Consider the following 12,876-nt stretch of genomic DNA (forward strand, 5'->3'; position numbering starts at 1 on the left):
GGTCTCGGAAGCGGACTCGTGATGGGGGCGAGCATGACCATGCAAAAGGGAACCAATGTCCCAGTGGCGGCCCAGGCCGTGCGTATCGAAATGGGGTGGCGCACCGCCCCGGGGACACCCGATGTGGACGCCTCCGCGCTTCTTCTCCTCGGCTCGGGCAAGGTGCGCAACGACGGCGACTTCGTCTTCTACAACCAGCCGGCCCACTCCTCCGGCGCCGTGCGCCACGAGGGCAAGCGCAACGCCGGCGGCGCGGCGACCGACACCCTCGCGGTCGACCTGGCACGGGTGGAGCCGGCCATCGACCGCGTGGTGCTGGCCGCCTCGTCCGACGGCGGCACGTTCGGCCGGGTGAGCGGACTGTACGTACGCGTCCTGGACTTGGCGAACGGCGCCGAACTGGCCCGCTTCGACAGCTCGGACGCCACCGTGGAGACGGCCTTCCTCCTCGGTGAGCTGTACCGGCGCCAGGGCGCCTGGAAGTTCCGGGCGGTCGGCCAGGGCTACGGCTCCGGGCTCGAAGGGCTCGCCACGGACTTCGGGATCTCCGTGGACGAACCCCAGCAGCCGCAGGCGTCACCCCGGCCCCAGCCCCACCCGGCCCCTCGGGTCACCGCCACCCCGCCGCCCCCGCAGTACCCGCAGGCGCAGCAGCCGACGCTCGCCGCGCCCCTGGCGCCCCCGATGGCCCCGCCGGTCCCCCCGGCCCCTGCGGCGCCGCCGGTCACCCAGCCCGTCCGGCTGACCAAGGTGACGCTCACCAAGGAGGCGCCGTCCGTCTCCCTCACCAAGCAGGGCGGCACGTCCGGCGCCATGCGCGTCAACCTCAACTGGGAGGTGCGCAAGCAGTTCAAGGGCTGGGGCAGCAAGCTCGGCCGGGCCGTGGCGAATCACTCGGACCTCGACCTCGACCTCTGTGCCCTGTACGAACTGACCGACGGCCGCAAGGGAGTCGTCCAGGCACTCGGCAACGCCTTCGGCGCACTCCACCAGCCGCCGTTCATGCAGCTCGACGGCGACGACCGCACCGGTGCCGTCTCCACCGGCGAGAACCTGACGATCAACCTCGACCACAAGGCGCAGCTCCGCCGGGTCCTGATCTTCGTCACCATCTACGAGGGCGCCCGCAGCTTCGCCGACCTGCACGCCACCGTCACCCTCCAGCCGCAGCACGGCGCACCGATCGACTTCTCGCTGGACGAGTGCACGGTCCCCTCGACCGTCTGCGCGCTCGCGCTCATCACCAACACGGGGAACGACCTCACCGTGCAGCGCGAGGCCCGCTACCTGGTGCCGCAGCGCGGGGTCAGCCCGCAGCGCACCATCGACCACGCCTACGGCTGGGGCATGAACTGGACCCCGGGCCGCAAGTGACCCCGCCCGGGTGCCGCTGAGTCACTGATCCGGTGCGGCCTCGGGACGGGCGTACGTACGCCCCTTCCAGGCCGCACCGCGCCCCCGGTAGTGCTGCACCGCCGAGTCGACGGTCATCAGCAGATACAGCAGCGCGGTGAACGGCAGCAGCGGGGCCGGCCACAGCGACTGCCGGTAGTAGCCCAGCATCGGCATGTACGTCACCGCCATGACCGCCCACGCGACGCCCCCGGCCCACCCCGCGACCGCGCTCCCGCCGACCACCCCGGCGACCATCGTCACCGGCGGGGCGAGGTAGACCAGCGCCAGCCCGAGCACCGTGCCGAGCAGCACCAGCGGATGGTGCCGCAGCTGGGCGTACGCGCTCCGCGAGACCATCCGCCACAGATCGGCCAGGCACGGATACGGGCGCACACTGTCCACCCGGTCCGCGAGCCCCAGCCAGATCCGGCCTCCCGAGCGCCGCACCACCCGGGCCAGCGACACGTCATCGATCACCGCCTGCCGGATCGAGTCCGGCACCCCCGCCCGCACCGCCGCCTCCGTCCGCAGCAGCACACAGCCCCCCGCCGCGGCGGCCGTCCGCCCCCGATTCCGGTTGATCCACCGGAACGGATAGAGCTGCGAGAAGAAGTAGACGAAGGCCGGTACGACCAGCCGCTCCCAGAAGCTCGCCACCCGCAGCCGCGCCATCTGCGAGACCAGGTCGAAGCCGCCCGTCTCCGCCGCCGCCACCAGCTCCCGCAGGCTGTCCGGCTCATGCGCGATGTCGGCGTCCGTGAGCAGCAGATACTCCGGCTCACGGGCCCGGGCCAGCGCGATCCCGTGGCGTACGGCCCAGAGCTTGCCCGTCCAGCCGGGCTCGGGCTCGCCCGGCGACACCACGGTCACCGGCAGGCCCCCGTACCGCACGGACAGGGCGCGGGCGACGTCCCCCGTACCATCCTTGCTGCAGTCGTCCACGAGGAAGACCTCGGCGGTGCCCGGATAGTCCTGCGCGAGCAGCGACGGCAGGCTCACCGGCAGCATCGCGGCCTCGTCGCGCGCCGGCACGACGACGGCGACCGAGGGCCAGCGCGCCGGGGCCGCCCGGCTCGGCAGCCGCTGGTCGGTGCGCCAGAAGAACCCCTGGCCCAGCAGCAGCCACACCCATGCGACAAGCGAACCCACGGCGATCCAGGCAACGGCGCTCATTGGCGGAAGTCTGCACCACTGAGCGGGGACCGCAAGGGCGGTCGACTATGGTGACCGGGTGAAGATCGCGCTCATGGACTCCGGAATCGGACTGCTCGCCGCCGCCGCCGCGGTACGCCGGCTGAGGCCGGACGCCGATCTGGTCCTGTCGTCCGACCCGGACAACATGCCCTGGGGCCGCGCCCCCGAGGGTGTGCGGGCCCACGCGCTCGCGGTGGCCCGGGCCGCCGCCGCGCACCGGCCCGACGCGCTGATCGTCGCCTGCAACACCGCCTCCGTGCACGCGCTGGAACTGCTGCGGGCCGAGCTCGAACCGGGCCTGCCCGTCATCGGCACCGTCCCCGCCATCAAGCCCGCCGCCGCGGCCGGCGGCTCCGTCGCGATCTGGGCGACCCCGGCCACCACCGGCAGCCCGTACCAGCGCGGCCTGATCGGCGAGTTCGCCGGGTCCGCCGCCGTCACCGAGGTGCCCTGCCCCGGCCTCGCCGACGCCGTGCAGTACGCGGACGAGGACGCCATCGAGAAGGCGATCGCCGCCGCCGCCGCGCTCACCCCGCCCGACGTCCGGGCCGTGGTCCTCGGCTGCACCCACTACGAGCTCGTCGCGGAACGCATCCGCGAGGCCGTCGTCGGCGCCGCCGGGCGCCACGTCGTCCTGCACGGGTCCGCCGGGGCCGTCGCCGCCCAGGCGCTGCGCCGGATCGGTGCCGAACCCGCTCCGTCGGCCGAACCCTCCTCGTCCATCGCGGTCATCCTCAGCGGACGCGTCTCGGAGCTTCCGCCGGCGGCTCTGACCTACCCGGAAGGGCGCGGACTGGCCGCCGTCGGCTCCGTCCGCTGACCTCCCGACGGGCCGGCCGGAGCCTTCGCGGCCCTCCCCGCCGGCCCGTTCTTCAGTACGCTGCTCGGCATGAGGGAGCACCCCGGAGAACCGAAGCGCACCGGAACCGGCAGCCACTCGCAGGTCTGGGTCGGCCGGGCCACCAACCGCACCCAGTGGGTCCTCGCGGCCTTGGGCGCCGCCTGCCTGGCCCTGGGCATCCAGCTCGCGGTCAGCTCGAACTGGACCTCCGGCATCGCCCCGCTGCTGATGTCGGTGATCGGCTGCGTGGCCGCCGGCCTGCTCATGCTGTTCGGCACCCTCGCCTTCGTGAACGTCGCCGTCCGCGTCGACGGCGACGCCCTGGAGGTCCGCTGCGGCCACATGGGCCTCCCGCGCCGCCGCATCCTGCTCACCCAGGTGGTGGCCGCCGACTTCGCGCCGCACGTGAACCCCCGGCAGTGGGGTGGCTGGGGCTACCGCTGGCGCCCCGAGAAGGGCACGGCCGTGGTCGTGCGCCGGGGCGAGGGCCTGGTGCTGAGGCTCGGCGACGGCCGCACGTTCACCATCACGGTGGACGACGCCGAGGCGGGCGTACGGTTCATCCGGGCCCGGCTGCACCTGCCGTCCTCGGGCTTCCCGGCCGGGGCCTGACCCCGTCCTCCACCCCGGCTTCCTGCCCGTCCTGCCCGCACGGCTCGCCCGCGCCGATCGGCCGCCTCGCCGACGCCAGCCCGGCCAGCAGCCCCGCGCCCGCCGTCACCGGGGTGAAGCTCAGCGCGTTGCCCACGCTCGCCAGCACGGCCAGCGCCGTGAGCGTGGCCCCCGCCGCCAGGACCACCGCGGTGGACCGGGGCGAGCGCCACAGCGCGTACAGCAGCCAGCCGAACGCGGCGCCCAGGAGCACCACCCCCACGACCCCCTGCTCGGCGGCCTGCTGCCAGGGCGCCGAGTGCGGTTTGCCGTCCGAACCGAGGCTCTGCTGCGCGGTCGGGCTCAGCTCGGCGAACCGGCCCGGACCGATCCCGAGCACCGGATGCTCCTCCGTCAGCCGGGCGGCGTCCTGCCACAGCTCGACCCGGTTCCGGGTGAGCTGCCCCTCCAACGAGACCGTCAGCCCCTCGGGCAGCACCTCCTCGGCCATGGCCCACGAGGTGCCGACGACCAGCCCGGCCACCAGCGCGAGGCCGCCCAGCGCGAGCAGCCGGCGCCGCGTCCGGGTGGCGGCCAGCGCACACACCAGCACCCCGAGCGCCGCTGCGAACCCGGCCACCGAACCCAGCGCGAACGAGGCGCCGGCGGTGCCGAGCGCCAGCAGCCGCAGCGCCGTACGCACCCCCCGCCTCCCGGTCCCCGCCGCCGCGCAGCACGCCGCCCCGGCGGAGAGGACCAGCAGCGCGGCCGCGCCCCCGGTCTGCCCCGGCGCGTGCTCCGCCGTGGCCGTCGCACCGGGCATGCCGTGCCGCCAGAGCAGGGCGAGGAGCAGGGCCGCCAGCGCGGCGCCCGTGGCCGTCGCCACCGGCAGCAGCGTGCCGCAGATGCGCCCGCAGGCGAAGCCCGCCGCGACGGCGAGCAGGGCGAGCAGCACCCCTTCGGGCCGGGTCTCCCGCCCCGCCGCGCTGATCAGCGCCCAGACCGCACAGGCGGAGAGGATCAGTGCCCCGGCGGCATCGGAGGCGTTCCCCCGCTCGGGCCCCCGCCCCACTGATTCAGCCATCACGTCCGTCCCCCGGCCTGTGACCGTCCCGTACGCGAGGGCCGGAGCCGGCCCGTCGGCGGGGGACTGGCGCACAGGTTAACGGCCGCATCGGTCATATGGGCGGAAGATGCGGAGAAATGATGCGGTGGTCGTGATTCCGTCATCGGGACGGGGCTCCCGCGTGGCCCGGCGGCCACCGTAGACTCCGCCGGGTGAGCACCACCATCGCCCAGGTCGGCGAACCGCAGAGCCCCGCCCCCGCCCCCCGGACAGGCGGGCTGCCGCAGCGCCTCGTGCGGCCCGGGGCAGCCGTCCTCTCCGGCGTGATGCTGTACCTCAGCTTCCCGCCCCGGCCCTTGTGGTGGCTGGTTCTGCCCGGTTTCGCCCTGCTCGGCTGGGTGCTGTTCGAGCGCCGGGCCCGCGCCGCGTTCGGGCTCGGGCTGCTCGCGGGACTCGGCTTCATGCTGCCGCTGCTGCACTGGACCGGCGAGGAGGTCGGCCCGGTGCCGTGGCTGGCCCTCGCCGCCGCCGAGGCGCTGTTCATCGCGGTCGGCTGCATCGGCATCTCCGCCGTCTCCCGGCTCCCCGGCGGACCGCTGTGGGCGGCCGCGGTCTGGACATTGGACGAGGCGGTCCGCGCCCGGGTGCCGTTCGGCGGCTTCCCCTGGGGCAAGATCGCCTTCGGCCAGGCGGACAGCGTCTTCCTGCCGCTCGCCGCGCTCGGCGGCACCCCGCTGCTCTCCTTCGCCGTGGTGCTCTGCGGCTTCGGCCTCTTCGAGGCGGTGCGCCGCTGCACCCGCTACCGGTCCGCCGGTGAGTTCCGCCGAGGAGCGGCAGCCGTGGCCGCGGCGGCCGTCCTCGTCCCCGTGGCGGCGGCCTTCGCGTCGCTGCCGCTCGTGGACGACTCCGCCGAGGACGGCACCGCGACCGTCGCCGCGATCCAGGGCAACGTGCCCCGCCTCGGCCTCGACTTCAACGCCCAGCGCCGCGCGGTCCTGGACAACCACGCCAAGCGTACGGAGCAGCTGGCCCGGGACGTGAAGGCCGGCAAGGTCCCGCAGCCGGACCTCGTCCTGTGGCCGGAGAACTCCTCCGACCTCGACCCGTACCGGAACCCGGACGCGCGGATCGTCATCGATGACGCCGTGAAGGCGATCGGGGCGCCGACCGTCGTCGGCGCGGTGGTCGAACCCGACTCGGGCCCCCTGCGCAACACCCTGATCCAGTGGGAACCGGACAAGGGCCCCGTCGCCACGTACGACAAGCGGCACATCCAGCCGTTCGGCGAGTACATGCCGATGCGCTCCTTCGTCCGCATCTTCAGCTCGGACGTCGACCGGGTGCAGCGCGACTTCGGGCCCGGAAAGAAGGTCGGCGTCTTCGACCTCGGGGGCACCTACACCGGTCTTGTCACCTGCTACGAGGCCGCGTTCGACGACGCGGTACGCGACACGGTCGAGCACGGCGCCCAGCTGATCGCCGTCCCCAGCAACAACGCCACCTTCGGCCGCAGCGAGATGACCTACCAGCAGCTCGCGATGTCCCGGGTGCGCGCCGTCGAGCACAGCCGGGCCGTCGTCGTCCCCGTCACCAGCGGCGTCAGCGCCATCATCCGCCCGGACGGCACGGTGGCCGAGAAGACGAAGATGTTCACCCCGGACGCCCTGGTGGACGAGGTGCCGCTGCGCTCCTCGCTGACCCCCGCGACCCGGATGGGACCGCTGCCCGAGGGCATCCTGATCCTGCTCGCGCTCGGCGCGCTCGGCTGGGCGGGGGCCCTGGCGGTGCGCGCGCGACGGGCCGGCTGAACGAATGGCACGCCACGTAGGGTCGTCACATGGCCATTCCTGACTTCATCCGCGAGATCCGTTCCACCGCCGGGCAGCAGCTGCTCCTGCTGCCCGGTGTCACCGCCGTCGTCTTCGACGCCGAGGGCAGAGTGCTCCTCGGCCGGCGCGCCGACACCGGCGAGTGGTCCGTGATCGGCGGCATCTCCGAGCCCGGCGAACAGCCCGCGACGACGGCGGAGCGCGAGGTGTACGAGGAGACCGCCGTGCGCTGCGTGGCGGAGCGGGTCGTCCTCACCCAGGCGCTGCCGCCCATCCAGTACGAGAACGGCGACCGCTGCCAGTTCCTCGACATCACCTTCCGCTGCCGCGCCACCGGCGGCACAGCCCGGGTCAACGACGACGAGTCGCTGGAGGTGGGCTGGTTCCCCGTGGACGCGCTGCCCGACCTGGCCGAGTTCGCGCTGCTGCGGATCAAGCAGGCGCTGACCGACGGGCCCACCTGGTTCGAGTCCACCGCCCCGCAGCAGTAGGCACAGCGTGGGAGCCGGGCGGACCGCCCGGCTCCCACGCCTTCCTCACCCCGGATCAGACGGTGTGAGCCGCGTCCCGCGCCTCGGCCTCCGACCCGGACCCGGCACCGGGCCCGACCTCCGCGAGGTCCCGGTGGCGGGTCTCCTTGGCGCAGACCAGGGCCAGCACCGTGAGGAGCGCGGCGGCTATCACGTACAGGGCGATGGGCGTCGAGCTGTCGTAGTCGGCGAGCAGGGCCGTGGCGATGAGCGGGGCGGGCGCGCCCGCCGCGACGGACGAGAACTGCGCGCCGATCGACGCGCCCGAGTAGCGCATCCGGGTCGCGAACAGCTCCGAGAAGAACGCCGCCTGCGGCGCGTACATCGCCCCGTGGAAGAACAGCCCGACCGTGACGGCCAGCAGCAGGTTCCCGAAGCTCCGGGTGTCGATCAGCGCGAAGAACGGGAACATCCACAGGCCCACGCCGACCGCGCCCACCAGATAGACGGGCTTGCGCCCCACCCGGTCGGAGAGCGCGCCCCACAGCGGGATCACGGCGAAGTGGAAGGCCGACGCGATGAGCACGGCGTTGAGCGCCGTCTGCTTGCTCAGGTCCACCGCGGTCGTCGCGTAGACGAGGATGAACGCGGTGATCACGTAGTAGCTGATGTTCTCCGCCATCCGCGCCCCCATGGCGACCAGGACATCGCGCCAGTGGTGGCGCAGCACGGCGACGACGGGCATCTTCTCGGCGGCCCCCGAAGTGGCCTTCCGCTCGTCGGCGCGGGCCAGGGCCTCCTTGAACAGAGGCGATTCATCGACAGAGAGACGAATCCACAGACCGATGATCACGAGCACCCCGGACAGCAGGAACGGAACGCGCCACCCCCACGACTCGAACGCCGCGTCCGAGGTCAGCGCGGTGAGCGCGGACAGCACTCCGGTCGCCAGCAACTGACCGGCCGGCGCACCGGTCTGCGGCCACGACGCCCAGAACCCGCGCCGCTCCGCGTCCCCGTGCTCCGACACCAGCAGGACGGCCCCGCCCCACTCACCGCCGAGCGCGAACCCCTGGACCAGCCGGAGCAGGGTGAGCAGCACGGGAGCCGCCATGCCGACGGTCGCGTGCGTCGGCAGCAGCCCGATCGCGAAGGTCGCCCCGCCCATCATCAGCAGGCTCAGCACCAGCAGCTTCTTGCGCCCGAGCCGGTCGCCGTAGTGGCCGAACACCAGCGCCCCGATGGGCCGTGCGGCGAAGCCGACCGCGTACGTCAGGAACGACAGCAGCGTGCCGACGAGCGGTTCGGAGTCCGGGAAGAACAGCTTGTTGAAGACCAGCGCGGCCGCCGACCCGTACAGGAAGAAGTCGTACCACTCGATGGTCGTGCCGATGAGGCTGGCGGCGACGATGCGCCGGAGGTGCGAGGGCGGTGGGGGAGCGGATGCTGCGTCGGCCATGGGTACCACTTCCGGCGGTCGGGGGACGGGGGACGTGTCGCCACACCGTAGGAAGGGGCAGGTCAGGGGCGTATGTGGCGGGACACCACAGTTCTCGGCGGGGGTGTGCGCGGGGGCACCATGGAATTGCGGGGTACGCGGGCGGTTGGCGCGGTCGGGGCTGTGCGACGATCGCGGGCATGACACCCCCGCCGCCCTGCCGCCGTCCGGCGTTTCCCCCGAAGGCGTGAACGACGGCCCGGCCATGGCCGTGTTGGCGGCGCTCCTGGACCGCTCGGTGGTCCAGATCGCCGAGGCCGCGGCGGATGCCCGCCGGTACGACCGGGAAGCGATCCGGGCGGCCTCCGACGTGTGGGACAACAACCTGTTCCCGCTCTTCCGGGCCGCGCACTCGGCCCATGCGCACAAGCGGGAACGGCGGGCGCTGGCCGCCCTGGAGTGGATGGCCGGGATCAGCGAGCGCCGCCGCGGGTGGATGACGGAGCAGGCCGCCGTCGCCGGGTACGACATCGGCCCGCTGCTCCCCTCGGCCGGGCCGTACGTCCCGGGCCGGAACTATCGCGGACACGTCATGGCACCCCTGCCCCAGGCGGTGACCGGGAGGCGTGTGGAGGAACTGCTCCCCGACTACGACCTGTCGGCGGCCGAGGTGAGCCATCTGCGGGTGGAGCGCGCCGGCCGGGAGCTGACCGCCCAGCTCCAGCTGGCCGTTCCCCGGAAGTTCGCCGTCGAGCAGAGCGAAGCCGCGGACCCCGCGCTGCTGAACGTCGCCCTGGACCGTGTCACCGAGGCGGCCTTCGACCTGTCGGACACGCGGGGCGCGGTCCTGGACCCCCGGTCCGACGGGATCGCCGTATCCGTGGGGGCGAACGGCCGGCTCCGCGCGGAAGCCGCCGAGTTCTGGTGCCACGACCGTGCCTGGTACCGCTCCGCCGCCGGCCGGCGCGCCGACGCCGTGACTCCGCCGCGCGGTGACCGTTCGGGGCGGCTCAACCCACCGCCCGGGGACGGGAAGCTGGGGGCCGACGCGCAGGCCGCCGCCGTGCTGCTGCGGCACGTCATGTGGGAGATCCGCTCCGTGCGGTACCCCGGCGAGGCCGACCGTGTTCCCGTACGCGATCTGTGCCGGGTCTTCGCGGGGGCGGGGGCGGCGGTCCTCGCCGCCGGCTCCGCACCGCGCGCGGACCGGGAGGCGGCCTTCCGGGACCTGATCCGCGCCTGGGCCGACCGGGGCGGCCCGGTCCTCGCCCGCACGTTCGCGGGGATCCTCAGGTCGACGGGCCGCGACGACCTCATCGAGGCCGGCGAGGACCCCGTACGAGCGCCCTCCCCGCTCACCGCAACGCCTCGGACCCCGGAGCCGCCGCGCCGCGCCGCTCTCGTGATGGCCGCCTGGACGGCCGCCCGCGCCGGCTACCGCACCGAGCAGCCCGCCGAGGCCCAGCTCCAACTGGCCCTCCCGGCCGGGCCCGGGGAGCCGTGGCGACCGCGCACCGTCAGCTGTGCCGAGCCCCGCGCCTTCCGCCTCGCCGTTGCCGCGTTCCAGGGGCCCGGCGCGCTCGCCCGTACCGGGAAGGCCACCGGTCCCAGCAGTCTGGACCTGCATCAGGGCGCGTTGTACGTCGCCACGGAGGAGGGGTGGAGCGCGGCCGTCGGCTGACGCGCCTCAGAAGCCCGCCGGGGACGGGCTGTTCACCAGCCCCTCGTTCGCCGGCCGCCGGGTGCCCGCGCCGTGCATGAAGACCGAGGTGACGGCGGCGGCAGCGGGCTCCACGCCCAGCTTGGCGTGCAGCGCCTGGCCGAGCGCGCCCTGCAACAGCGCGCTGTACAGGTCGAGGAGCGTGTCGGGGCCGAGGTCCGTGCGCCAGGTGCCGTCGGCGGAGCCGCGTACGAACAGGGCGGTGAGGGGCTCCATGAGCCGGCGGGCGGTCTCGTCGGGCATGGCGGGCTTGCCGTGGATGCACATCAGGGCCTGGTACTTGGCGGCCTGGCCCATCGCGATCCGGCTCACCCGCGCCACGCCCTCGGGCACGGCGACGCGGTCCAGGCCCGCGTCCGCCAGCTTGCCGATCAGTTCGGCGCACGCTTCCTGGGACAGCGCGTCCAGCAGGGTCTCGCGGCTGGGGAAGTGGCGGTACAGAGTGGTGCGGCCCACGCCGGCGGCCGCCGCGACGTCCGCCATGCTGACGCTCTCGCCCCGTCGGGCGAGCAGCATCGCCGCGGCGTCGAGGATCGCGACCGCGACGCGATCGCGAAGGTGCACGTTTCTTGTCATCAATCCAAAAGATACTGGCCTACCGGCGCTGGTACATTCATGTTCCACAACGGATCGCATGAATCCCGCCCGGTGAGTCGTCCGTCGTGGACCGTGCCCCGGTGGAGCTCCGACCGCCCGATGGAAGGGCGGATTCCGTATCCATGCCCGCCGGAGCGCACCGTTGCCACCAGCCGGAGGTCGCGGGGGGTGGACAGATCGAGCGGGCCCGTCGGCCCCGCAGCTTCTCCGAAAGGTGAGTCATGACCACGTTGCAGAAAAACGAGTCGAGCCCTCCGGGGGGAGGGGGCGGAGCCGGCGACAAGCTGGACAGCAAGGTCCTCCTCGTGGCCGGAGTGGTCGTGCTCGGCGGGATCATGTCGATCCTCGACATCACCGTGGTCTCGGTCGGACTGCAGACGTTCCAGAAGGAGTTCGAGGCGACCTCGGCCCAGGTCGCCTGGACGATGACCGGTTACACGCTGGCCCTGGCGAGCGTCATCCCGCTCACCGGCTGGGCCGCCGACAGGTTCGGGACAAAACGTCTCTATCTGCTCGCGGTCGCGTTGTTCGCGGCCGGGTCGGCGCTGTGCGCCGCGGCCAACTCGCTGGAGATGCTGGTCGCCTTCCGGGTGATCCAGGGCCTGGGCGGCGGCATGCTGATGCCGCTCGGTATGACGATCCTGACGCGTGCGGCCGGCCCCGAGCGGGTCGGCCGGGTGATGGCCGTACTCGGCATTCCGATGCTCCTCGGCCCCATCTTCGGCCCCATTCTGGGCGGTTGGCTGATCGACATCGCCTCCTGGCACTGGATCTTCCTGATCAACCTGCCGATCGGCGCGATAGCGATCGTGTACGCGGCGCTCGTGCTGCCCAAGGACAATGTGGAGCCGTCCGAGACCTTCGACTGGGTGGGCGTGCTGCTGCTCTCGCCCGGCCTCGCGTCCTTCCTGTACGGCGTCTCCTCCATCCCGGAGACCGGCACCGTCTGGGCCGCCAAGGTCCTCGCACCCGCGCTCATCGGTCTGGTGCTCGTCGCCGCGTTCGTGCCCTGGGCGCTGCGGCCCGCCAACATCCACCCGCTGATCGATCTGCGGCTCTTCCACAACCGTGACCTGAGCGTCGCCGTGATCGCCATGTCGCTGTTCGCGATGGCGTTCTTCGGCGCCAGCCTGCTGTTCCCGCTCTACTTCCAGCAGGTGCGCGGGGAGTCGGCGCTCGACTCGGGCGTGCTGCTCGCCCCGCAGGGCATCGGCGCGATGATCACCATGCCGATCGCCGGCATGCTCGCCGACCGCATCGGCCCCGGCAAGATCGTCATCACCGGCATCGTGGTCATCACCGCCGGCATGGGCATGTTCACGCAGCTCACCGCCGACACGTCCTACGCGTACATCATCACCGCGCTCTTCATCATGGGCCTCGGCATGGGTGCCTCGATGATGCCGATCATGGCCTCGGCGCTGGCCACCCTGAGGGAGCACACGGTCGCCCGTGGCTCGACCCTGATGAACATCGTCCAGCAGGTCGCCGCCTCCATCGGCACCGCCCTGTTTTCGGTGCTCCTCACCAACGGCCTCAAGGACATCACCGCGAGGACTCCGGACGGCATCAAGGACCAGATGGGCGACGCCTTCGCCTCGGTGTTCCTGGTGGCGGCCGCCCTCATCGCGGTCTGCCTCGTCCCCGCCCTGCTGCTGCCCCGCAGGAAGGTCAAGGCGGCGGACCCGACCGCGATGGTCGGCCACTGAGCCAACGGCACAGCCCGGCGAACGCC

Annotated in this window: 11 protein-coding genes; 7 read left to right on the forward strand and 4 right to left on the reverse strand. The window is 73.1% G+C overall.

What is annotated here, in order from left to right:
* Positions 1-21 precede the first annotated feature (21 nt).
* Positions 22-1,374 carry a TerD family protein gene (locus tag OG867_RS29480; RefSeq protein WP_406289948.1) on the forward strand — a complete coding sequence of 451 codons (1,353 nt, stop codon included), beginning with the start codon at positions 22-24 and terminating at the stop codon, positions 1,372-1,374.
* A gap of 21 nt (positions 1,375-1,395) precedes the next feature.
* On the opposite strand, the gene OG867_RS29485 is transcribed toward OG867_RS29480, so the two are convergent.
* Complete coding sequence (locus tag OG867_RS29485) at positions 1,396-2,568, reverse strand: glycosyltransferase (protein WP_328898917.1); 1,173 nt, start codon at positions 2,566-2,568, stop codon at positions 1,396-1,398.
* A gap of 58 nt (positions 2,569-2,626) precedes the next feature.
* Here OG867_RS29485 and OG867_RS29490 point away from each other — a divergent pair, with 58 nt between their 5' ends.
* Together OG867_RS29490 and OG867_RS29495 are read left to right on the forward strand one after the other, a co-directional pair.
* Positions 2,627-3,409 (forward strand): aspartate/glutamate racemase family protein, encoded by a 783-nt coding sequence (locus OG867_RS29490; protein ID WP_328898916.1) that lies wholly within the window; start codon positions 2,627-2,629, stop codon positions 3,407-3,409.
* Positions 3,410-3,478: 69 nt separating this feature from the next.
* Entirely contained in the window at positions 3,479-4,042 is a 564-nt protein-coding gene (locus OG867_RS29495) for a hypothetical protein (RefSeq protein WP_328898915.1), read from the forward strand.
* Here OG867_RS29495 and OG867_RS29500 read toward each other — a convergent pair.
* A complete protein-coding gene (locus OG867_RS29500; RefSeq protein ID WP_406289951.1) occupies positions 3,990-5,105 on the reverse strand; it encodes an O-antigen ligase family protein in 1,116 nt (371 codons plus the stop codon). The genes OG867_RS29495 and OG867_RS29500 overlap by 53 nt on opposite strands.
* Before the next feature lie 194 nt (positions 5,106-5,299).
* On the opposite strand from OG867_RS29500, the gene lnt reads away from it, so the two are divergent.
* A complete protein-coding gene (lnt, locus tag OG867_RS29505; protein WP_406289953.1) occupies positions 5,300-6,895 on the forward strand; it encodes an apolipoprotein N-acyltransferase in 1,596 nt (531 codons plus the stop codon).
* Between the two features lie 29 nt (positions 6,896-6,924).
* Positions 6,925-7,407, forward strand: a complete 483-nt coding sequence (locus tag OG867_RS29510) for an NUDIX domain-containing protein (protein WP_328898912.1) — start codon at positions 6,925-6,927, stop codon at positions 7,405-7,407.
* A 55-nt stretch (positions 7,408-7,462) separates the two neighbouring features.
* On the opposite strand, the gene OG867_RS29515 is transcribed toward OG867_RS29510, so the two are convergent.
* On the reverse strand, positions 7,463-8,845 hold the full coding sequence (locus OG867_RS29515) for an MFS transporter (RefSeq protein ID WP_406289956.1): 1,383 nt from the start codon (positions 8,843-8,845) through the stop codon (positions 7,463-7,465).
* A 244-nt stretch (positions 8,846-9,089) separates the two neighbouring features.
* Here OG867_RS29515 and OG867_RS29520 point away from each other — a divergent pair, with 244 nt between their 5' ends.
* Positions 9,090-10,505: a hypothetical protein gene (locus OG867_RS29520; protein WP_406289958.1), complete on the forward strand. Its 1,416-nt coding sequence runs from the start codon at positions 9,090-9,092 to the stop codon at positions 10,503-10,505.
* A 6-nt stretch (positions 10,506-10,511) separates the two neighbouring features.
* On the opposite strand, the gene OG867_RS29525 is transcribed toward OG867_RS29520, so the two are convergent.
* On the reverse strand, positions 10,512-11,108 hold the full coding sequence (locus tag OG867_RS29525; protein WP_328898909.1) for a helix-turn-helix domain-containing protein: 597 nt from the start codon (positions 11,106-11,108) through the stop codon (positions 10,512-10,514).
* A gap of 254 nt (positions 11,109-11,362) precedes the next feature.
* On the opposite strand from OG867_RS29525, the gene OG867_RS29530 reads away from it, so the two are divergent.
* Positions 11,363-12,850, forward strand: coding sequence for a DHA2 family efflux MFS transporter permease subunit (locus OG867_RS29530; RefSeq protein ID WP_406289961.1), 1,488 nt, complete (start codon positions 11,363-11,365; stop codon positions 12,848-12,850).
* Positions 12,851-12,876: the final 26 nt, after the last annotated feature.

The sequence above is a fragment of the Streptomyces sp. NBC_00209 genome, assembly GCF_045206345.1.
In the GTDB taxonomy this organism is placed as follows: domain Bacteria; phylum Actinomycetota; class Actinomycetes; order Streptomycetales; family Streptomycetaceae; genus Streptomyces.